At 66.2% G+C, this 18,620-nt stretch carries 18 protein-coding genes and 2 pseudogenes; 13 read left to right on the forward strand and 7 right to left on the reverse strand.

The genetic code is table 11. The annotated features are described in order from the left end of the window. Positions 1–157: 157 nt before the first annotated feature. Positions 158–772, reverse strand: a complete 615-nt coding sequence (locus tag V5B60_RS09620; protein ID WP_332350511.1) for a Uma2 family endonuclease — start codon at positions 770–772, stop codon at positions 158–160. A gap of 60 nt (positions 773–832) precedes the next feature. On the opposite strand from V5B60_RS09620, the pseudogene V5B60_RS09625 reads away from it, so the two are divergent. The 12 genes and pseudogenes from V5B60_RS09625 to V5B60_RS09680 all read left to right on the forward strand — a co-directional run. Continuing rightward, positions 833–1,018 (forward strand): annotated as a pseudogene (locus V5B60_RS09625) (endonuclease III); the annotation flags it as partial. A 52-nt stretch (positions 1,019–1,070) separates the two neighbouring features. Continuing rightward, positions 1,071–1,379 (forward strand): FIST C-terminal domain-containing protein, encoded by a 309-nt coding sequence (locus V5B60_RS09630; protein ID WP_332350513.1) that lies wholly within the window; start codon positions 1,071–1,073, stop codon positions 1,377–1,379. Further along, a pseudogene (locus V5B60_RS09635) lies at positions 1,360–1,786 on the forward strand (DUF1841 family protein). Before V5B60_RS09630 ends, V5B60_RS09635 begins: the two are co-directional and overlap by 20 nt. Before the next feature lie 375 nt (positions 1,787–2,161). Beyond that, positions 2,162–2,512 carry a helix-turn-helix domain-containing protein gene (locus V5B60_RS09640; protein WP_332346795.1) on the forward strand — a complete coding sequence of 117 codons (351 nt, stop codon included), beginning with the start codon at positions 2,162–2,164 and terminating at the stop codon, positions 2,510–2,512. Beyond that, entirely contained in the window at positions 2,512–3,816 is a 1,305-nt protein-coding gene (locus V5B60_RS09645) for a type II toxin-antitoxin system HipA family toxin (protein ID WP_332346796.1), read from the forward strand. Before V5B60_RS09640 ends, V5B60_RS09645 begins: the two co-directional genes overlap by 1 nt. 198 nt (positions 3,817–4,014) lie before the next feature. Further along, positions 4,015–5,379, forward strand: coding sequence for a serine hydrolase domain-containing protein (locus tag V5B60_RS09650; RefSeq protein ID WP_332346797.1), 1,365 nt, complete (start codon positions 4,015–4,017; stop codon positions 5,377–5,379). Between the two features lie 307 nt (positions 5,380–5,686). After that, on the forward strand, positions 5,687–5,893 hold the full coding sequence (locus V5B60_RS09655) for an AbrB/MazE/SpoVT family DNA-binding domain-containing protein (protein ID WP_034942961.1): 207 nt from the start codon (positions 5,687–5,689) through the stop codon (positions 5,891–5,893). After that, the gene (locus V5B60_RS09660) at positions 5,890–6,276 is read left to right on the forward strand and encodes a type II toxin-antitoxin system VapC family toxin (RefSeq protein ID WP_332346798.1); all 387 of its coding nucleotides are present in this window, start codon (positions 5,890–5,892) and stop codon (positions 6,274–6,276) included. The genes V5B60_RS09655 and V5B60_RS09660 overlap by 4 nt, the downstream gene beginning before the upstream one ends. 175 nt (positions 6,277–6,451) lie before the next feature. Further along, positions 6,452–6,688 carry a DUF1841 family protein gene (locus tag V5B60_RS09665; protein WP_332346799.1) on the forward strand — a complete coding sequence of 79 codons (237 nt, stop codon included), beginning with the start codon at positions 6,452–6,454 and terminating at the stop codon, positions 6,686–6,688. Positions 6,689–6,939: 251 nt separating this feature from the next. Further along, on the forward strand, positions 6,940–7,185 hold the full coding sequence (locus V5B60_RS09670; protein WP_332346800.1) for a type II toxin-antitoxin system Phd/YefM family antitoxin: 246 nt from the start codon (positions 6,940–6,942) through the stop codon (positions 7,183–7,185). Next, entirely contained in the window at positions 7,182–7,568 is a 387-nt protein-coding gene (locus V5B60_RS09675; RefSeq protein WP_332346801.1) for a type II toxin-antitoxin system VapC family toxin, read from the forward strand. The genes V5B60_RS09670 and V5B60_RS09675 overlap by 4 nt, the downstream gene beginning before the upstream one ends. Before the next feature lie 479 nt (positions 7,569–8,047). Next, positions 8,048–9,871: a CorA family divalent cation transporter gene (locus V5B60_RS09680; RefSeq protein WP_332346802.1), complete on the forward strand. Its 1,824-nt coding sequence runs from the start codon at positions 8,048–8,050 to the stop codon at positions 9,869–9,871. A gap of 183 nt (positions 9,872–10,054) precedes the next feature. Here V5B60_RS09680 and lnt read toward each other — a convergent pair whose 3' ends face one another. The 6 genes from lnt to V5B60_RS09710 form a co-directional block, all read right to left on the reverse strand. Beyond that, complete coding sequence (lnt, locus tag V5B60_RS09685; protein ID WP_332346803.1) at positions 10,055–11,620, reverse strand: apolipoprotein N-acyltransferase; 1,566 nt, start codon at positions 11,618–11,620, stop codon at positions 10,055–10,057. Continuing rightward, positions 11,580–12,425, reverse strand: coding sequence for an HlyC/CorC family transporter (locus V5B60_RS09690; RefSeq protein ID WP_332346804.1), 846 nt, complete (start codon positions 12,423–12,425; stop codon positions 11,580–11,582). Before V5B60_RS09690 ends, lnt begins: the two co-directional genes overlap by 41 nt. Before the next feature lie 73 nt (positions 12,426–12,498). Further along, entirely contained in the window at positions 12,499–12,969 is a 471-nt protein-coding gene (gene ybeY, locus V5B60_RS09695; protein ID WP_332346805.1) for an rRNA maturation RNase YbeY, read from the reverse strand. Then, positions 12,950–13,981, reverse strand: a complete 1,032-nt coding sequence (locus V5B60_RS09700; RefSeq protein ID WP_332346806.1) for a PhoH family protein — start codon at positions 13,979–13,981, stop codon at positions 12,950–12,952. Before V5B60_RS09700 ends, ybeY begins: the two co-directional genes overlap by 20 nt. Beyond that, complete coding sequence (miaB, locus tag V5B60_RS09705) at positions 13,972–15,318, reverse strand: tRNA (N6-isopentenyl adenosine(37)-C2)-methylthiotransferase MiaB (RefSeq protein ID WP_332346807.1); 1,347 nt, start codon at positions 15,316–15,318, stop codon at positions 13,972–13,974. Before miaB ends, V5B60_RS09700 begins: the two co-directional genes overlap by 10 nt. Positions 15,319–15,333: 15 nt before the next feature. Beyond that, the gene (locus V5B60_RS09710; protein ID WP_332346808.1) at positions 15,334–15,690 is read right to left on the reverse strand and encodes a hypothetical protein; all 357 of its coding nucleotides are present in this window, start codon (positions 15,688–15,690) and stop codon (positions 15,334–15,336) included. Between the two features lie 149 nt (positions 15,691–15,839). Between V5B60_RS09710 and V5B60_RS09715 the strand changes: the two genes are divergently transcribed. Then, complete coding sequence (locus V5B60_RS09715; RefSeq protein ID WP_332350515.1) at positions 15,840–18,446, forward strand: bifunctional aconitate hydratase 2/2-methylisocitrate dehydratase; 2,607 nt, start codon at positions 15,840–15,842, stop codon at positions 18,444–18,446. Positions 18,447–18,620: the final 174 nt, after the last annotated feature.

Consider the following 18,620-nt stretch of genomic DNA (forward strand, 5'->3'; position numbering starts at 1 on the left):
GTGCCACCGCGCTCCGGGATCGTGCCGCCAACTCGGAGGGGCGTTGTTGCAGTGATTCAGGGGTGCCACGAAGAACTGGGCAGTCGTCGCCTGGCGACGTGGGGTGAAGGGGTTGCGGGAACAAGAGAGGATGTACCACGTTTTTGAGAAGTCATCGTCAAGCATGCTGCTCGGCTGATCCGGCCGAGCTATCCGGTAGCTTCTCGAGAATCGCCTGCCAGTGAATGACGATTTCAGGGAAGATGGCCGGCGAACGTTCTCCGGCCATTTCGGCAATTTCCGGGCCGCCGTAGATGCCGTCCTTCAGCGTGTACAGCGTAAGGACACGGTCGACCGGGTGAACCAGCCAGTATTCTCGGACACCGGCGCGTTCGTAGAGGGCGCGCTTGGTCAGGTGGTCGTGGCGGGCGGTGGCAGGGGAGAGGACCTCGATGATCCAGTCCGGCGCGCCGTGAATGTTGTTCTCGGTGACCTTGGCCTGGTCGCAGACGACCAGAATATCGGGCTGGACGACGGTCGTCGCCTGATCATCAGCGTCGCTCGCTGCCGACAACAGGACGTCGACCGGAGCGATCAGGACGCGGCAGGAGGCGCCATCCAGGGCTTGATCGATCTGTCTGAAAAGCTGACCGGTGATCGTTTGGTGGCTGATCGTCGGCGCCGGCGCCATTGCGTAGGCCACGCCATCGATCAGTTCCCAACGCTCGCCAGCGGGCCATTTCCGGTAGTCGGCATAGGTAAGACGGTGATCGGTGGCTTTCGGCAAGGCCATGACGTCGATTCCGGCAGGGCAGACCCGATCATTGTGCCTTGATGCCTGTGCCGATGGCAATGTCGCCAGTTGCTCGACCGTTACCGAGGCGATCTGCCGCGGCAGCGCGCCGAACTCGCGGCGCTGCCCGGTGTCTGCCGCAGGAGTGTCGCCGTCGTGCTCGATACGGCTTTCGGCGAGCCGACGATCGCCGACGACACGCTCATCTTCCGCGTTGCCCACGGCACCGGCCTGGCGCCGGGGAAGACGCCTGACGCTGGCGCAGCATCTGCGTGCGGGAAGTCGCGTGCTGTGGGCGATGCGGCTGCCACAGGCGAGCGCCGCCGACATGCGCCGCAGCCTGTCGGCAATCGTCCCGCTCGTCCGCCGACCGCAGGCGGCCATCGTCTTCTCGTGCATCGGCCGCGGCCCGTATCATTATGGCGGCGACGACCGGGATCTCGCCTGCCTGCGGGAGATCTTCCCGCATCTGCCGCTGATCGGCGTCTACGGTACCGGGCAGATGGCGCCCATGCCACGCGGCGGCAACCGGCTGCTGCAGAACGCCGTCGTCAGTGCCCTGATCAGTCAACCAGCAAGGAGAGCCGATGTTCAACCCGACGCGTGAGCAGGTGTGGTAGTTCTTCTGCCAGGCGTGGCAGAAGCATCGCCAGCGCTCGATCCTCGAAGGCGCCGAGGTGACGGCCGCCGACCTGGTCCTGCAGCACCCCGAGTACCATGCGCTGCTCGAGGATCCGGCAACGGCGATCGGGCAGGAGTTCATTCCCGAGAGCGGGCAGATGAACCCTTTCCTGCATCTCTCGCTGCACCTTGCAGTTGCGGAGCAGGTGAGCATCGACCAGCCACCGGGGTCGTTCTGCCTACCAGACGCTGCGCGCGCGGGTCGGCGATCACGCGGCTGCGCACGCGATCCTCGAATGCCTCGGCGAGACGATCTGGCGTGCCGAGCGCCATGGCCGGGCGATGGACGCGAACGCGTATCTCGAGTGCGTGCAGCGCGCCGCCGCCACCTGAGCGGCACCCTGGCAGCGCCCGGCTGCTGCCGCGCATCACGGTGCTGCCGCACCGTGCCGCCGACTCTGGTGGGCAGTGGCTGCAGTGAATCGGGCAGCGGACAGCAGCCCGCGGAACGCGTCCACGAACTCGCGCCCCGCTGCTGGAAGGCGCTCCTCGCAGCCGACCCACTGCGTTCTCCTTTGCACCAGCAGGCTCCATAGCTCGGGCGAACGCCACGGGGTTTCCTGTCACCGGCTGTGGATAACGCTCCTCGCCTCTTGGCATCCACTGAACGGTTACCGGTCCAGTCCTCGCCGCTGGACGGGCTCGGGAGCTGGCTGCAAACAGATCGGAATGATGTTATAGTCCTGACAGAACTCTGTATCGGACATTATGATTCCCTTGGGAGGGAATAGCGTGGAATCCCCGATTCCCCTGCCTGTCGAGCGCGCCATCCAAAAGCTCGGCAACGACATTTCGCTGGCACGCCGGCGTCGCCATATCTCGCAGGCTTCGCTGGCCGAGCGCATGGGCGCGTCCTTGTCTACCGTGCGCCGCATGGAGAAAGGTGACATGCGCGTGCCCATCCACTTCTTCGCCCGTGCGCTGCATGTCTTCGGCGAAATCCAGGCGCTGGAGCATCTGCTGGACACTGCTCGCGACGAGATCGGCCTGACACTGATGGACGAACGCTTGCCCAAGCGCGTGCGCAGCAAGCCAGGCGGCACCTCGGGAGCGCTCTGATGGCCGCCGTCGCCCCGATTCGCCGGCAGGTCCAGTTGTGCATCGGCAAGGCGGGCCTGCCGGTCGGCTCGCTCATCCATGTCCGGCAGGGACGGCGCGAGAACTGCGCCTTCGCCTATGACGCGGCCTGGCTGGACAGTCCGGCGTGCTTCAATGTGTCGGCCGACCTGCAACTGATGCCGGGCCACCAGCCGCACAAGGCCGCATCGCCACACGATTCCGTGTTTCATGGTGCGATTGCAGATACCGTGCCGGATGCCTGGGGCCGGCGCATCATCGCCCGCGACCACGCCAAGCGGCGCCGGGCCGATCCGCAACTGCCAGCCCTCACCGAGCTGGACTACCTGCTGGCGGTCGACGACTTCAGCCGCGTCGGTGCCCTGCGCCTGCGTGATGGAGATGGTACTTGGCACAGGACGGTGGCCAAGGGTCGGCGAAGCACCCCGCCGTTGATCGAGCTAGAGCACATCTGCCAAGCCAGCCGTGCCGTCGAGCGCGGGCAGGAATCGGCCGAGGACTTGCGCTACCTGCAAGGCAAGGGCACTTCGCTCGGTGGCATGCGCCCCAAGTGCACGATGCTGGACGAGGACGGCTGGCTGGCCATTGGCAAGTTTCCGAGCGTGGGCGACACCCGCAGCGTCACGCGCGGCGAGGTGCTGGCCCTGAAGCTGGCGGCGCAGGCGGGGATCGATGCCGCGCTCGCGCGCATCGTCCTGCTCGGTGACCGGGGAGACGAGGCGCCGGTCGCGGTCATCCGACGGTTCGACCGCGACAGTGATGGCGGCCGCATTCCCTACCAGTCGGCCGCATCGCTGCTGCAGGCCTCACGCGAAGAGGATCGGAGCTACACAGAGATCGCAGACGCCATCCGCTCCCACAGCCACGCGCCCACCGAGGATGTGCGCCAGCTATGGCGCCGCCTGGTGCTCAACCTGCTGATCACCAATGTGGACGATCATCTGCAGAACCACGGATTCCTGCACGTGCAACACGGGCTGTGGCGCCTTGCGCCTGCCTTCGACATCAATCCTTTCCCGGACAAGGACAGGGAGTCCAAGACCTGGCTGAGCGAGCAGGACGGGCCGATCACCGACGTTCAGATGCTGCTGGCCCGCGCATCGTATTTCGCGCTGGACGAGGCACAGGCCCTGGCCGTGCTGGCTGAGGTGCATGCCGCGGTATTGAGTTGGCGCCAAGTCGCACTCAGCCCGGAGGTCGGATTGCGCGCGGCCGAGCTGGATGACTTCGCGCCTGCCTTCGAGCACGAGCAGATGGATGCCGCGGCCGCGCTGCTCGGGCGGTGAAGCAAGCGAGGGACGGGACTGGAATGCTTTCACATCGACGAGAGTGGCCATACGGGGTTCGACCTGCTCAACGCGGAGCAGCGCGTTCAAGGCGCCACGGCGCTGGCCATCAGCAATGAAGGAGCCGCACAACGGACCAGATACTTCCACGAGTGGCACTAAAATGGCACTATTTCTGTATCTGTTGCCAGTCCTTTGATGATCCGCATCCAGCCGCCGCCCCTCAGCGTCGACCCACCGGCGGTCACGGTCAATCCGCCCGCGCTGATGGTGACGCCACCGCCGATCACCGTCCAGCCACCGGTGATCACGGTGCAGCCGCCGCCAGTGCGCGCTGGCCGGATCACCATCGTTCCGCCGGCGATCACCGTCACGCCGGCGGCGCTCGTCGTCCAGCCGCCGGCTCTGACGGTGGACCCGCCGCCGCTGACGATCGACCCGCCTCCACTGACCGTCACCCCGCCGCCGATCGAGATCGAAGCGCCGCGTCCCGAACTGGTCGCGACCGGCTCGCTGCCACCGGCGCTGGCAGCGTTCGATCGCGCGATGCGCGAGTACATGGAGCGGCACCGGATCGAGGCCGGCGTGCTGGCGGTCGCACGCGCCGGTGTGATCCGGCTCGAGCGTGGCTACGGCTGGCTGAACACCCGGCGCAGCGAGGCCCTGCAGCCGGACACGCCGATGCGGGTGGCGAGCGTCGTCAAACCGGTGACGCGAGCGGCGGTCCAGTTGCTGATTGCACAGGGCCGGCTGACGCCCGCGACGCTGGCCTTTCCGCTGCTCGGCCTCACCCCGCTGCGCAGTTCGCGCGCCAAGCTCGACGCGCGGCTGCAGGAGGTCACGGTGCAGCACCTGGCGGATCACCGCGGCGGCTGGGAGAGCGACAAGGCGCCGCTTTTCGACCCGATGTTCCAGACCGCGCTGATCTCGGCCCGGGTCGGGCGTTGGCCGGCCGACGCGGTGGACATCATCCGCTTCATGCTCGGCCGGCGGCTCGACTTCGATCCGGGCACCCGCACGGTCTACTCCAACTTCGGCCACTGCGTGCTCGGCCGCGTGATCGAGCAGGTGGCGAACAAGCCGTATCTGGACTTCGTTCGCGACGACCTGCTCGGACCCGGCAACAACACCAGCGTGCGCCTGGCGCGCAGCCTGCCGCGCGACCGCCACCCGCGCGAGCCGGTCTACTCGAGCCCCGGCCTGCCGGTGGCCAACGTCGTCGACCGCTCGCAGCCGCCCGGGCCCCTCTGCGACGGCGGCTTCCACATCGAGGCGATGGACTCGCACGGCGGGCTGATCTTCTCGGCGCCTGACCTGGTGCGATTCGCGCTGCGCTTCAAGTTCGACGGCCGGCCCAACACGGGCGACGCCGCGCCGGTCTCGCACACCGGCTCTCTGCCGGGTACGACTGCGCTACTGCGCTGGCACAGCGGCGGCATCGTCTTCGCGGCGGTATTCAACAAACGCCACTGGAAAGCCACCGCCGAGGGCCCGATGCCCGAAGGCGACGAGATCGGCGGGATGCTCGAAGCCGCAGCCGATTCGATCACGGCTTGGCCCTGAGATCGAGGGCGAGTTTCTCTTGGTCGCTGTGCGACCTGGAACCCTGGCCAATGCGGCGCGCCGGTCTCTGAATCTTCCTGCAGATCATGTCGGCAGTGCGGATCGACGCCACAGGTGTGCCACCGACCCTCCTTGATGCGGGGTTCAGGTTCCCGCGGGCGGGGGCGGAGGACTTCACGACGTCGCCTGCGGCGGTACGCTGGTCACCGCGTCCACGGCGACCTTTGACGTTCTGGATATGGTGCTTATGGGAACGTTATCGATATAATCATCGAAATACCGATGCATCATCGATAAGGGGCGTCGTATGTTGTCAGTGACTGTTTCGCCGAAATTCCAGGTCGTGATTCCGCAGGCGGTGCGTGAGCAGATGCAGATCACTGCGGGTCAAAAGATGCAGGTGCTCACGATTGACCGCCGCATCGAGCTGCTGCCGATCGAGACGGCCCAGGCTGCGCGTGGCTTCCTTGCCGGCATTGACACGACAGTTGTCCGCGAAGCGGACCGGGTATGAGCACCGCCCCGAATCTGGTGGATTCCTGCGGCTGGCTGGAGTATTTCGCCAACGGGGCGAATGCGGATTTTTTCGCGCCGGCGATCGAGGACACCGACCGGCTGATCGTGCCGGCCCTCTGTCTGTTCGAGGTGTTCAAGCGTGTCCTGCAACAGCGCAACGAGAGCGATGCGTTGCGCGCCATCGGCATCATGCGTCAGGGACAACTGGTCGACCTGGACGCTCACCTGGCGCTGAGCGCGGCACGATCGTCCGTCGATGCGAAGCTGGCCATGGCGGACAGCGTCATTCTGGCCAGTGCGCGCCAACGCCAAGCGACGCTCTGGACGCAGGACGCGCATTTCGAGGGCACGGCCGATGTCCGCTACATCGCGAGGCGTTGAACGGACAGGCCGCTTGGCACGGCCGGTATCCCGGCCGCGTGGCCGGCGCGGCACCCGCTTTCGGGAAGTCGCGTACCGCGGGCGATGCGGCTGCCACCGGTGAGCGCCGCCAACATGCGCTGCGCGAGGATCCGGCAACGGCGATGAGCAGGAGTTCGGTCCCGCGAGCGGGCAGATGAACCCTTTCCTGCATCTCTCGCTGCACCTGGCCGTTGCCGACCAGTTGAGCATCGACCAGCCGCCGGGGATTCGTTCGGCCTGCCAGACGCTGCGCTCGCGGGTCGGCGATCACGAGGCTGCGCACGCGATCCTCGAATGCCTCGGCGAGACGATCTGGCGTGCCGAGCGCCATGGCCGGGCGATGGACGCGAACGCCTATCTCGAGTGCGTGCGGCGCGCCGCTGCCACCTGAGCGGCATCCAGGCAGCGCACGGCTGTCGCCGCGCTTGACGGTGCTGCTGGACCGTGCCGCCGAATCGGCTGCGGTTCCTGCAGTGATTCGGCGGTGTCGCAACAGTCGGCACCGTCTGGTGCACGACATGCCTCGCGCTCGATCGAGATGTTGCGCAAGCGCGGCCACATCGCCGCGCCCGCGGGGTTGCCATCCCCCTCCGGATCAGACTAGACTAAGAAGACTTAGTCGCAATCCCAACAGGAGGGGCCATGCTGACCGTCAACATCCATGAAGCCAAGACGCATTTGTCGCGCCTCGTCGAACAGGCGGCGCGAGGCGAGTCGTTCGTGATCGCCAAGGCCGGCAAGCCCATGGTCAAGGTCACGGCGCTGGACGCGCCCGCTGCCGGGCAGGTCAGGCGGCTGGGTTTCATGGCGGGCCGGATCGAGGTGCCCGAGGATTTCGACCGGATGGGCGACGCGGAAATCGAACGGCTCTTTGCCAGCGCGCCATGAAGCTGTTGCTGGATACCCATTTGTTGCTGTGGTCCGCCGGCATGCCGGACCGGCTGCCGGTCCGGGCACGCGCACTGATCGAGGACGCGGGGAACACGCTTTGCTACAGCGCGGCCAGTTTGTGGGAAATTGCCATCAAGTGCGGATTGGGCCGCAGCGACTTCCAGGTGGACGTACGGGCCTTGCGCCAGGGACTGCTCGACAATGACTACAGCGAGTTGCCGGTCGATGGCAGGCATGCCATGGCGGTTGACGCACTGCCGCCAATCCACAAGGATCCCTTTGACCGGATGCTGGTTGCCCAGGCAATTGTTGAGGGAATCACCCTGCTGACTGCGGATGTCAATGTGGCGGACTATCCCGGACCCGTGAGAAAAGTGTGAACCCGGTACGGCAGACCGGGCCGCAGGCTGCGGTGCGGTAGCAGGAGGCACCCTGCGGTGACTGGCTACGGTTCGTGCACGGGATGGCCAGCACGGTACCGGAGGACAATCACCTCGCCAACACGGATGCGGTCGGGGCCCGGACCGCGGCCGCCTGCGCACGCTGAGCGCATCACGCTGGTGGACCAGCCGACGGCGTTTCAGCGCCTCATCGTCCGTGCAGATCAACGTGAAAGTCGCGTCCGCGACTCGCGAATTCCCCGTCTCCGGTGCTCGGGAGAAGGGCCGGGGACGAGGGGAACGGTGATGATCAGCAGACGGTGGTACCATCAACCATAACCTCGCGAGGAATAAACCCGGTGACCGCCAAGGTTGCCGGGATGTCGCAAGCCGGACCCTGGGTGGCGTCGTGACACGTGCTTCATCGAAGGCCTTGCCGACACGTCGCGTCGCCTTGGCAGGTTCTTCTTGCGGCGCCTGTGTCGCTCCTGGATCAAGCCCGCTCGCTGCGGATTTCCACGGGATTGCGTCCCATGGGTGAACAAGAAAAGAATGCCCCAATGACAGATTCTGACTCCGCGACCGGCTCGACATCGGCCCTGGCCAGCGAAACGGTGGTGCGGCACTTTCGCCAGATCTTGATGTGGCCGTTGCGCATCATGCCCGGTCAGCTTGAAGGGACCCGTATCCCGAAGCATTGGGAGGCGATCGAAGCCGCAGCGGACGCCTGTCCGTGGCAGGAGCTGCGGGACGAATTCGATGATCCCAAGAGCTTTCAGCAGCGGCATTACAAGGAATTCATCACCTTTCTGCCGTTCGTGCAGCGTTGCCTTTATGGCCAGGGATCGGCCAGTAGCCCACGAGGAGGGTTGGACAGCGCCTTGCGGGTGTTCCGTCGCCGCGACATCGCCCAGATGCGCGTCACGCTCGACAGGCACCACGCCCCATGGGTGTTGCAGATCGCGCACGTCGATCTCTACTTCTTTTACGACACGGACATCATCATTCCCGTCGTTGAGGTCTTCGCCGACGATGTTCCGCTGTTGGTCGCCGAAGACCTGTTGTTCAAGACCGGCCGCGCCTATCCGGCATACTGGAAGCCGGATGGCCGCGCTGCGCAATGTCCGTATCGCGTCGAGTGGCTGTCCCCGACCGGTGGCGTTCTGGCGGTCTCGGACTACGAAGACCAGCAGAAGTTTCTCGAGTTTACTTGCCAACACCGTTCACCGAACGTCGCCGCTCATTGGGCGTATCTGCTCGAACCGCTGGCTCTCCACCTGTCTGACTCCCGGGGCGTGATTCGCTTCCGCCAGATCGAGTATCATCGGATGCCATTGCTCGCCTACCTGAGCTTCGACGATCCAAAGGTTCTGACGCGTGGGGACTTCGCGCGCCTGGCATTGATCACCAAAGCCGGACCATCCGATTCCCTGCCGTATTCCACGCGGGAACTTGCCACTCTCGAAGAGCAGCACTGCTACGACCGGTTCTGGGATCCGCTCGAGCCGGAACTGTCCTGCCGCTACCTCTGCTGTGGTCATGCTTTCGTGGTCGTCGGCAAGGCCGCCGACGACTTCTTCGCCGACCGGGAGACGGGCGTTCTGGGACAGTTTCGCCATCAGTACTTCCTGATGAACCTGATGGCGCACTTCCAGAAGGCGGCGCTGATGCTGTTCTCGGAATGGCTGGTTGCTGCCATCTCGCAGCTCGAGATGCAGGACGTCGATTCGATCAAGGCCTTCAAGCGCGAAATCCGGCAACTGCTGGCCTCTTTCCTGCGTTTTACCGAGCGCTACTGGTTCCACGTCGTTTCGGCCCAAGTCCAGGCGCGCGACCTGTTTCGGCTGCTTTCCCGGCATCTCGATACCGACCAGCTCTATCTCGACGTCAGCGCGTCGATCAAGGACATGAATCAGTACCTGGATAGTGACAGCCTGCGGCGGCAGGCGAACACCGTGGTACGCCTGACCGTGGTCACCACGCTGGGATTGATCGCCACGGTGTCGACGGGCTTTCTCGGCATGAACATCTTCGACGAGGCGGATAACCCTGTGTGGATCAAGCTGTTGATCTTGCTGGTCGTCTTCATTCCGAGCACACTGCTGGTCAACTATGCGGTGGCCAATTCCAAGGTTCTCTCGGATTTCCTGGAAGCCTTGGCAGACAAGCGGCTCAGCTGGTGGGATAGAACCCAGGTACTGCTCCGCATCTGGCGTGACCCACCGCCGAGAGCCGCGAAACCGGCCTCGTTGAGCGGTCAAGCCAGTCTGGGCGGGCGCGGCGACAGCGGCAGCGCCCGCTAGACGAACTGGCGGGGGCCCCGCTTTCCGGATGGCCGATGTTCGCAGCGTTCGCCAAGGGCGGCTCCGCTGCTGTGCTCGCGTCGTCGGGGATCACTGCACGTTGCGCCACGAAGCCCCCGGGTCGCTTGGTCCGGCCGGGAGCGCGTGCGCCGTTGTGGCGGCACGTTGGCCTGCGCGCCTCGGTCAGGGTTCAGCCCGGCTTCTGCGGCGGCGCGTCACGGTCACCAGCAGCGCCAGGCCGACGACCGGCCAGTTGCCCCAGCGCACATAGGGCGTCGCACCGGTGTAGCCGCTGACTTCACCCCGCAGCGCGCCGCGCGTGAACGGCGGCAGGACCGCCCGTACGTTGCCGTCGACATCGACGATGGCGGTCATGCCGGTATTGGTTGCACGCAGCATCATGCGGCCGCTTTCGAGCGCGCGCATGCGGGCGATCTGCAGGTGCTGTGCCGGCGCCAGCGAATCGCCGAACCAGGCGACGTTGGAGATGTTCACCAGCAGCGTCGCTGCCGGCAGCGCGGTGATGATCTCGTCGCCGAACACGTCCTCGTAACAGATGTTCACTGCCACCCGCTGGCCTGCGAGGGAGAGCGGCGTCTGCCGTGGCGAGCCGGGAGTGAAGTCCGACATCGGGATGCGGGCCATCGCCATGAACCAGGCGAAACCCGGCGGGACGAACTCGCCGAAGGGCACCAGATGCACCTTGTCGTAGCGCTGCCTGCCGGATGCGCCAAGGCTCAGCGCACTGTTGAAGTACCTGTGCTGGCCCTCGCTGACCGCGACGCCGAACAGCAGGTCCCCCTGTCGACGCTGCGCAAGGTCCTGCAGCGCGTCGAGGTACTCGGCCGGGACCTGGTCGAGGAAGGCGGGCAGGGCGGTCTCCGGCAGTATGGTCAGCTGCGCCGGGTGGTCGCGCGCCAGCTGGTAATAGGTCCGCAAGGACTCGGCGAAGCGTTCGGGCCGCCACTTCATCTCCTGCGCCACGTTGCCCTGCAGGAGGGCGACGGAGATCGCTTCGCCGACCGGCTCCGTCCAGCGCACGTCGCGCAGCAGGTGGCCAGCGGCGAGGATGAGAGCGAGGCCGACGATCGGCAATGCCGGACACCAGCGCAGCAAACCGCGCGCCGGGCAGTCGTCTGTCGCCAGCCAGCGGCGCAACACCTCGCTGAGCAGAGCACCGACCAGTGCCGACGACAGCGAGACGCCGAGGACACCGAGCAGCGGGGCATAGCCGGCGAGCGGGCTCGGCGGCGTTTGCGCGTAGCCTGCGGTGAGCCAGGGAAAACCGGTCAGGAACCAGCCGCGCAGCCATTCGGCGAGCGTCCACAGGGCGGCGAAGAGCAGCGCCCGGTGCAGCCAGCCGGCCGTCGCCAGACGGACGTACAGTGCGCCGGCGAGCGCCGGGAAGACGGACATCGCGAGGCAGAAGAGGACGGTTGCGAGCACGGCGACTGCTGCCGGCATGCCGCCGAAGACGCTGAGGCTGACATAGATCCACGAGACGCCGGCGAGGAACAGGCCGCAGCCATGGCTGGCGGCAATCAGGGCGCCGTCGCGGGCGCGCCGGCTGTCATCGACCGCGCCGCCGAGCAGGACGAACAGGCCACCGAGACTCAACCAAGCGACGCCGTACCAGGCGAGCGGCGCGAAGGCCGTCACCATCATGGCGCCAAGGATGAAGGCAGCGAGGCAGCGCTGGCGCAGCGTCCTAGCCAGACTGTTCAGCCTCTGCTGCGCGCCCGACGACAAGGGTGTAGATGCGCCGGTTGTCGGCGCGCAGGACCTGGAAGCTGAGTCCGGCGATGCTCACCGCTTCGTTGAACTGCGGCAGTCGCCCGAACTGGTGCAGGATCAGGCCGCCAATGGTCTGGAAGCTCTCGTCGGCGAAGTGCGTGCCGAAGGCAGCGTCGAAGTCCTCGAGCGGCGTGTGCGCCTTGACCCGGTAACTTCCGTTCTGGTCGAGCTGGATGTCGGGGTCGGCCTCGTCGAAGTCGTACTCGTCCTCGATCTCGCCGACGATCTGCTCGAGCACGTCCTCGATCGTGATCAGACCGGCGATGCCGGCGTACTCGTCGATGACGATCGCCATGTGGTTGCGCGAGACGCGGAATTCGCGCAGCAGGACGTCGAGGCGCTTGAATTCGGGGATGAATACGGCCGGTCGCACCCAGTCGCGCAGCGAGAACGGCGCATCCCGCTCGACGCGCAGCAGATCCTTGGCGAGCAGGATGCCGATGACGTTGTCAGGGGTGTCGCAGATCACCGGAAAGCGTGAGTGGGCGGTGCTGTTGACGCGCTCGATGACCGTCGGCAGCGAATCGCCGACGTCGACGACTTCCATCAGCGGCCGCGGCACCATCACTTCGCGCACGCGCATTTCCGAGGCCGCGAGGGCACCCTCGATGATGCCGAAAGCGTCGGCGTCGAGCAGTTTGCGTTGATGCGCCGAATGCAGCAGCTGCATGAGCTGTTCGCGGTCCTCCGGCTCACGCATCAGCAGCGAGGAGAGACGCTCGAGAAGACCGGCCTTGCCGCCGGTACTGCTTGTTTCCATGATCACCTTCGTCAGGATTGAGGCGTCAGCGGCGCCGGGCGCCATGCCGCCGGCGCCAAGCGCCGCTGGCGTATCAGTCCTGCTCGCCGTAGGGGTCGGCATGGCCGAGGGCGGCGAGGATGCGGCGCTCCTCGGCTTCCATCAGTGCCGCCCGTTCAGCGTCCTGCTCGTGCTCGTACCCGAGCAGGTGCAGCATGCCATGCACGACCAGATGCGCGCAATGGGCGCGCAGCGTCTTGCCCTGCTCATCCGCCTCGCGCCGGAGGACCGGTGTGCAGAGGACGAGGTCGCCACGCAGTCGCGGTTCGTCGTCGTAGGCGAAGGAAAGGACGTTGGTCGCCTGGTCGCCACCGCGATACTCGGCATTGAGCCGGCGGCCCTCGCCCATGCCGACGAAGCGCACGGTCACCTCGCCGGCCCGCCTGCCCGTGCCCGCCAGGGCCGCCCGCAGCCAGCGGCGGACCTGCCTGCGCCGCGGCAGGTGGCGCCGTTTGCCGGCGTACTGCACGGTCAGACGCCAGCCCCTAGCGTCGCTCTTCGCCATGGCCGGTCGCTGCGCCGGTGGGGCCCGCGAGCGCCGCCGTGTGCGCTTCGTAGGCCGAAACGATGCGGGCCACCAGCGGATGGCGGACGACATCCTCCTTGAGAAACTCGGTGAAGGCGATGCCGCGCACCTCACGCAGGATCAGCCGCGCTTCGATCAGGCCGCTCTTCTGGCCGCGCTGCAGGTCGATCTGCGTCACGTCGCCGGTGACCACCGCCTTGGCGCCGATGCCGATGCGGGTCAGGAACATCTTCATCTGCTCGGGGGTGGTGTTCTGCGCTTCGTCGAGGATGATGAAGGCGTGATTCAGCGTCCGCCCGCGCATGTAGGCGAGCGGCGCGATCTCGATCGCACCGCGTTCGAACAGCTTGCCGACGCGCTCGAAGCCCATCAGGTCGTAGAGCGCATCGTAGAGCGGCCGCAGGTAGGGATCGACCTTCTGCGCCAGGTCGCCCGGCAGGAAGCCGAGACGCTCGCCGGCCTCGACCGCCGGCCGCGTCAGCACGATCCGCTGCACCAGTTCGCGCTCGAAGGCATCGACCGCCGAAGCGACCGCGAGGTAGGTCTTGCCGGTACCCGCCGGCCCGGTGCCGAAGGTGATGTCGTGCTCCTGGATATTCTTCAGGTATTCGACCTGCCGCGGCGTGCGGCCGTGCAGTTCGCTCTTGCGCGTCAGCAGTGCCGGCGAGGGGCCGCCGGCGGACGCGATGTGGCGCACCGGGCGGTTGAGCAGTTCGATCAGCCCGAGCTGGATCTCGTCCACCGACAGCGTCTCCTTGGCCTGCGCATAGAAGCGCTGCAGCGCGGCCGACGCGCGCTCGGTCTGGGCGGCTTCGCCGCGCAGCGTGAAGCGCTCACCGCGACGGGCGATCGACACGTCCAGTGCGGTCTCGATCTGGCGCAGGTTTTCGTCCAGCGCCCCGCAGAGGTTGGCGAGCTGCCGATTGTTGACCGGCGAGAGGAGGAGTTCGGTGACGCGGTTGCGCGGGGCGGCGTTGCTGTTCACAGGCATTCGGTCCGGCTGCCGATGACCTCGCCGCGCAGCGAATGCGGCATCGCGGCGGTGATGCGCACATCGACGAAGCGGTCGAGCAGTTCTTCGGCGTTACCGGCGAAGTTGACGACGCGATTGTTGTCGGTGCGCCCGGCCAGTTCGCTGTGGTCCTTCTTCGCCACGCCTTCGACGAGAACCCGCTGCACGCTGCCGACCATCGCCCGCGACACCTGCTGCGCCAGTTCGTCGATTCGCTTCTGCAGGCGCAGCAGCCGCTGCAGCTTGACCTCCTGCGGCGTGTCGTCGGCGAGTTCGGCGGCGGGTGTGCCGGGCCGTGCGCTGTAGATGAACGAGAACGAGGCGTCGAAACCGACATCGTCGATCAGCTTCATCGTCTTTTCGAAATCCGCCTCGCTTTCACCCGGGAAGCCGACGATGAAGTCGGAGGACAGCGCCAGATCGGGGCGTGCGGCGCGCAGCCGGCGCACCAGGCTCTTGTACTCGAGCGCCGTGTAGCCCCGCTTCATGGCTGCCAGAATGCGGTCGGAGCCGGACTGTACCGGCAGGTGCAGATGCGAGACGAGTTTGCCGACACGTCCATAGACCTCGATCAGCCGCGGCGACATCTCGCGCGGATGTGAAGTGGTGTAACGGATGCGCTCGATCCCGGGCATCTCGGCGATGTACTCGATCAGCAAGGCCAGGTCGGCGGCGGTCTCACCCGCCAGCGCACCGCGGTAGGCGTTGACGTTCTGCCCCAGCAGGGTGATCTCCCTGACCCCCTGCGCCGCCAGATCGGCGACTTCGGTGAGGATGTCGTCGAAGGGCCGCGAGACCTCCTCGCCGCGCGTGTAGGGAACGATGCAGAACGAGCAGAACTTGCTGCAGCCCTCCATGATCGAGACGAAGGCCGCCGCGCCCTCGACGCGCGGTGGCGGCAGGTGGTCGAACTTCTCGATCTCCGGGAACGAGATGTCGACCTGCGAGCGCTCCGTGCGGCGCCGTTCGGCGATCAAGTGTGGCAGCCGGTGCAGCGTCTGCGGTCCGAAGACGACATCCACGTACGGAGCGCGGGCGACGATCGCGGCGCCTTCCTGGCTGGCGACGCAGCCGCCGACGCCGATCACCAGGTCGGGCCGGGCGAGTTTCAGCTGCCGTACCCGGCCGAGGTCGTGGAAGACGCGCTCCTGCGCCTTCTCCCTGACCGAGCAGGTATTGAAGAGGATGATGTCGGCGTCTTCGGGTGTGTCGGTCTTGACGATCTCCTCGGACGCCCCGAGCACGTCGGCCATCTTGTCCGAATCGTACTCGTTCATCTGGCACCCGAAGGTGCGGATGAACAGCTTTCTGGCCATTGTTCCCTGATTGTTCTAGCGTGGGCGGGCCACTGCCGCTTCCGTCGGCGTCAGCATCCAGACACGATGGATCGCACCATCGTCGTTGGTGAGGTAAGCGACTTCGCTTGCCGCCTGGATTTGCATCGGCAGGACGATGAGGTTTTGCCGGTTGCGGATCTGGGCCGTCGGTGCCAGCAGCCACTGCTGGCCGTTGATGGTCAGGTAGCCGTCGCCCGCGGGTGGCTGCATGACTCCCTTTCTCGCCTCGTCCGGCAGTGCGCGCGGCAAGCCCTGCACTTCCTGCAGGTTCGGCTGCTCGGCTGCCGGTTCCAGCGCAGTTTCGGCAACGGCGCTGAGGATCGACAACAAGAGGCTGGTCGTAAGGTCCATCGGCGCATTATAGACAACGCAGCACCTGGGTGTCAGCTCCTGTGTGGCGACCGATCACCCGGCTGTCCAAGGCTCGCGCCGCCGCCAAGGCACCCATGCAGTACAATGTCGCTTTCGCTGTCGTACCATCATCGAGAAAGGACGTCGCCGTGCTGGAAGCCTACCGTGCCCACGTTGCCGAGCGCGCTGCGCTTGGAATTCCGCCTCTGCCGCTGACCGCCAGACAGACCGAGGAACTCGTCGCTCTGTTGAACGACCCGCCGCCGGGTGAAGAGCAGACACTGCTCGAGCTGATCACCTACCGGGTTCCGGCCGGCGTCGACGATGCGGCCAAGGTCAAGGCCGAGTTCCTCGCCCGCGTGGCCAAGGGCGAACAGGCGTGCGCGCTGATCTCGCCACTCACGGCGACCGAACTGCTCGGCACGATGCTCGGTGGCTACAACGTCAAGCCGCTGATCGATCTCCTCGCCGGCCCGACGGGCGAGGCGGCTGCAGCTGGGCTGAAGAAGACCCTGCTCGTCTTCGACTACTTCCACGATGTCAAGGAACTCGCCGACGGTGGCAACGCCCATGCGCGCGCCGTGCTGCAGAGTTGGGCCGACGGCGAGTGGTTCACCTCGCGTCCCGAGGTGCCGGCTTCGCAGAAGCTGACCGTTTTCAAGGTCAGCGGCGAGACCAACACCGATGACCTGTCGCCGGCACCCGACGCTTGGTCGCGCCCGGACATCCCGCTGCACGCGCTGGCGATGCTGAAGAATCCGCGGCCCGGAATCGAGCCCGACAAGCCCGGCGAGCGCGGCCCGATCCAGCAGCTCGAGGCGCTCGGCAGGAAGGGCAACCTGATCGCCTACGTCGGCGACGTCGTTGGCACCGGTTCATCGCGCAAGTCGGCGACCAATTCGGTGCTCTGGTTCACTGGCGAGGACATCCCCTACGTGCCGAACAAGCGCTTCGGCGGCGTCTGCCTGGGGTCGAAAATCGCGCCGATCTTCTTCAACACGATGGAAGACGCCGGTGCGCTGCCGGTCGAGATCGACGTCGCACAGATGGAAATGGGCGACGAGATCGAACTGCGCATCGATACCGCCACTTCCAAGGTGACGGCGCTGAAGAACGGCGGCGTCATCGCCGAGTCGCAGCTGAAGACGCCGGTGATTCTCGACGAAGTGCGCGCCGGCGGCCGCATTCCGCTGATCATCGGTCGCGGCCTCACCACCCGGGCACGCGAGGCACTCGGCCTGCCGCCTTCCACCCTGTTCACCCTGCCGCAGAACCCTGCCGACCCGGGCAAGGGCTACTCACTGGCGCAGAAGATGGTCGGTCGCGCCTGCGGTCTGCCGGAAGGCAAGGGCATCCTGCCCGGCACCTACTGCGAACCGCGGATGACGACCGTCGGCTCGCAGGACACCACCGGCCCGATGACGCGCGACGAACTGAAGGACCTCGCCTGCCTCGGCTTCTCGGCCGACATGGTGATGCAGTCCTTCTGCCACACCGCGGCCTATCCGAAGCTGGTCGACGTGCGCATGCATCGTGAACTGCCCGGCTTCATCAGCACCCGCGGCGGCGTCGCGCTCCGCCCCGGCGACGGCGTCATCCACTCCTGGCTCAACCGCCTGCTGCTGCCCGATACCGTCGGCACCGGCGGCGACTCGCATACGCGCTTCCCGATCGGTATCTCGTTCCCGGCGGGTTCCGGCCTCGTCGCCTTCGCCGCCGCCACCGGCGTCATGCCGCTCGACATGCCGGAATCGGTGCTGGTGCGCTTCAAGGGATCGCTCGCCGAAGCCGGCAAGCGCGGCGTCACCCTGCGTGACCTGGTCAATGCGATTCCCTACTACGCCATCCAGGCCGGTCTGCTGACCGTCGAGAAGAAGGGCAAGAAGAACATCTTCTCGGGCCGCATCCTCGAAATCGAAGGGCTGCCGGATCTCAAGGTCGAGCAGGCCTTCGAGCTTTCCGATGCGGCGGCCGAACGTTCGGCAGCGGCCTGCGCGGTGGCGCTGAACAAGGAGCCAATCATCGAGTACATGCGCTCGAACATCACGCTGATGAAGTGGATGATCGCCAACGGCTACCAGGACGCGCGTACGCTCGGCCGCCGCATCAAGGCCATGGAAGCCTGGATCGCCAACCCCGCGCTGCTCCGGGCCGATGCCGACGCGCAGTACGCGGCGGTGATCGAGATCGACCTCGCCGACGTGCTCGAACCGCTGGTCGCCTGCCCGAACGATCCGGACGACGTCAAGCTCCTGTCCACCGTCGCCGGCGAGAAGATCGACGAGGTCTTCATCGGCTCGTGCATGACCAACATCGGCCACTTCCGCGCCGCCGGCAAGGTCCTCGAGGGCAAGACCGACATTCCGACCCGCCTGTGGATCGCGCCGCCGACGAAGATGGACGCGATGATCCTCAACGAGGAAGGCTACTACGCGATCCTCGGCAAGTCCGGCGCGCGCATGGAAATGCCCGGCTGCTCGCTGTGCATGGGCAACCAGGCACAGATCCGCAAGGGCAGCACGGCGATGTCGACCTCGACGCGCAACTTCCCCAACCGTCTCGGCATCGACACCAACGTCTACCTCGGTTCGGCCGAGCTCGCCGCCGTCTGCGCGCTGATGGGCCGCATCCCGACCCCGGCCGAGTATCTCGAGCAAGTGCAGGCGGTCAATGCCAAGGCTGCCGACGTCTATCGCTACATGAACTTCGACCAGATCAAGGAGTTCAGCGAGGTGGCGGATACGGTGGCGGTGTAGGCCGCACGCGGTTTTTCAATCAGGGAAACGGCGCCTCGCGGGGCGCCGTTTTGCTTGGCACAGTGCTCGAGGGCCAGAGTAACCCCGGAGTTCGAGCTCGATCAACGGATTGCGTGGTACACGAGCGCTTCCGCAGTCACTCGACACGGGCGTACATGCCAGCAGCCCGCACAC

Origin of the sequence: Accumulibacter sp., from assembly GCF_036625195.1 — a bacterium.
Taxonomy (GTDB): Bacteria; Pseudomonadota; Gammaproteobacteria; order Burkholderiales; family Rhodocyclaceae; genus Accumulibacter.

Bases quoted from the DNA above. Each gene is read 5' to 3' on its own strand.
- V5B60_RS09620 (WP_332350511.1), bottom strand. From the start codon at position 772: ATGGCCTTGCCGAAAGCCACCGATCACCGTCTTACCTATGCCGACTAC.
- V5B60_RS09630 (WP_332350513.1), top strand. From the start codon at position 1,071: ATGCGGCTGCCACAGGCGAGCGCCGCCGACATGCGCCGCAGCCTGTCG.
- V5B60_RS09640 (WP_332346795.1), top strand. From the start codon at position 2,162: ATGATTCCCTTGGGAGGGAATAGCGTGGAATCCCCGATTCCCCTGCCT.
- V5B60_RS09645 (WP_332346796.1), top strand. From the start codon at position 2,512: ATGGCCGCCGTCGCCCCGATTCGCCGGCAGGTCCAGTTGTGCATCGGC.
- V5B60_RS09650 (WP_332346797.1), top strand. From the start codon at position 4,015: ATGATCCGCATCCAGCCGCCGCCCCTCAGCGTCGACCCACCGGCGGTC.
- V5B60_RS09655 (WP_034942961.1), top strand. From the start codon at position 5,687: ATGTTGTCAGTGACTGTTTCGCCGAAATTCCAGGTCGTGATTCCGCAG.
- V5B60_RS09660 (WP_332346798.1), top strand. From the start codon at position 5,890: ATGAGCACCGCCCCGAATCTGGTGGATTCCTGCGGCTGGCTGGAGTAT.
- V5B60_RS09665 (WP_332346799.1), top strand. From the start codon at position 6,452: ATGAACCCTTTCCTGCATCTCTCGCTGCACCTGGCCGTTGCCGACCAG.
- V5B60_RS09670 (WP_332346800.1), top strand. From the start codon at position 6,940: ATGCTGACCGTCAACATCCATGAAGCCAAGACGCATTTGTCGCGCCTC.
- V5B60_RS09675 (WP_332346801.1), top strand. From the start codon at position 7,182: ATGAAGCTGTTGCTGGATACCCATTTGTTGCTGTGGTCCGCCGGCATG.
- V5B60_RS09690 (WP_332346804.1), bottom strand. From the start codon at position 12,425: ATGGAAACAAGCAGTACCGGCGGCAAGGCCGGTCTTCTCGAGCGTCTC.
- ybeY (WP_332346805.1), bottom strand. From the start codon at position 12,969: ATGGCGAAGAGCGACGCTAGGGGCTGGCGTCTGACCGTGCAGTACGCC.
- V5B60_RS09700 (WP_332346806.1), bottom strand. From the start codon at position 13,981: ATGCCTGTGAACAGCAACGCCGCCCCGCGCAACCGCGTCACCGAACTC.
- miaB (WP_332346807.1), bottom strand. From the start codon at position 15,318: ATGGCCAGAAAGCTGTTCATCCGCACCTTCGGGTGCCAGATGAACGAG.
- V5B60_RS09710 (WP_332346808.1), bottom strand. From the start codon at position 15,690: ATGGACCTTACGACCAGCCTCTTGTTGTCGATCCTCAGCGCCGTTGCC.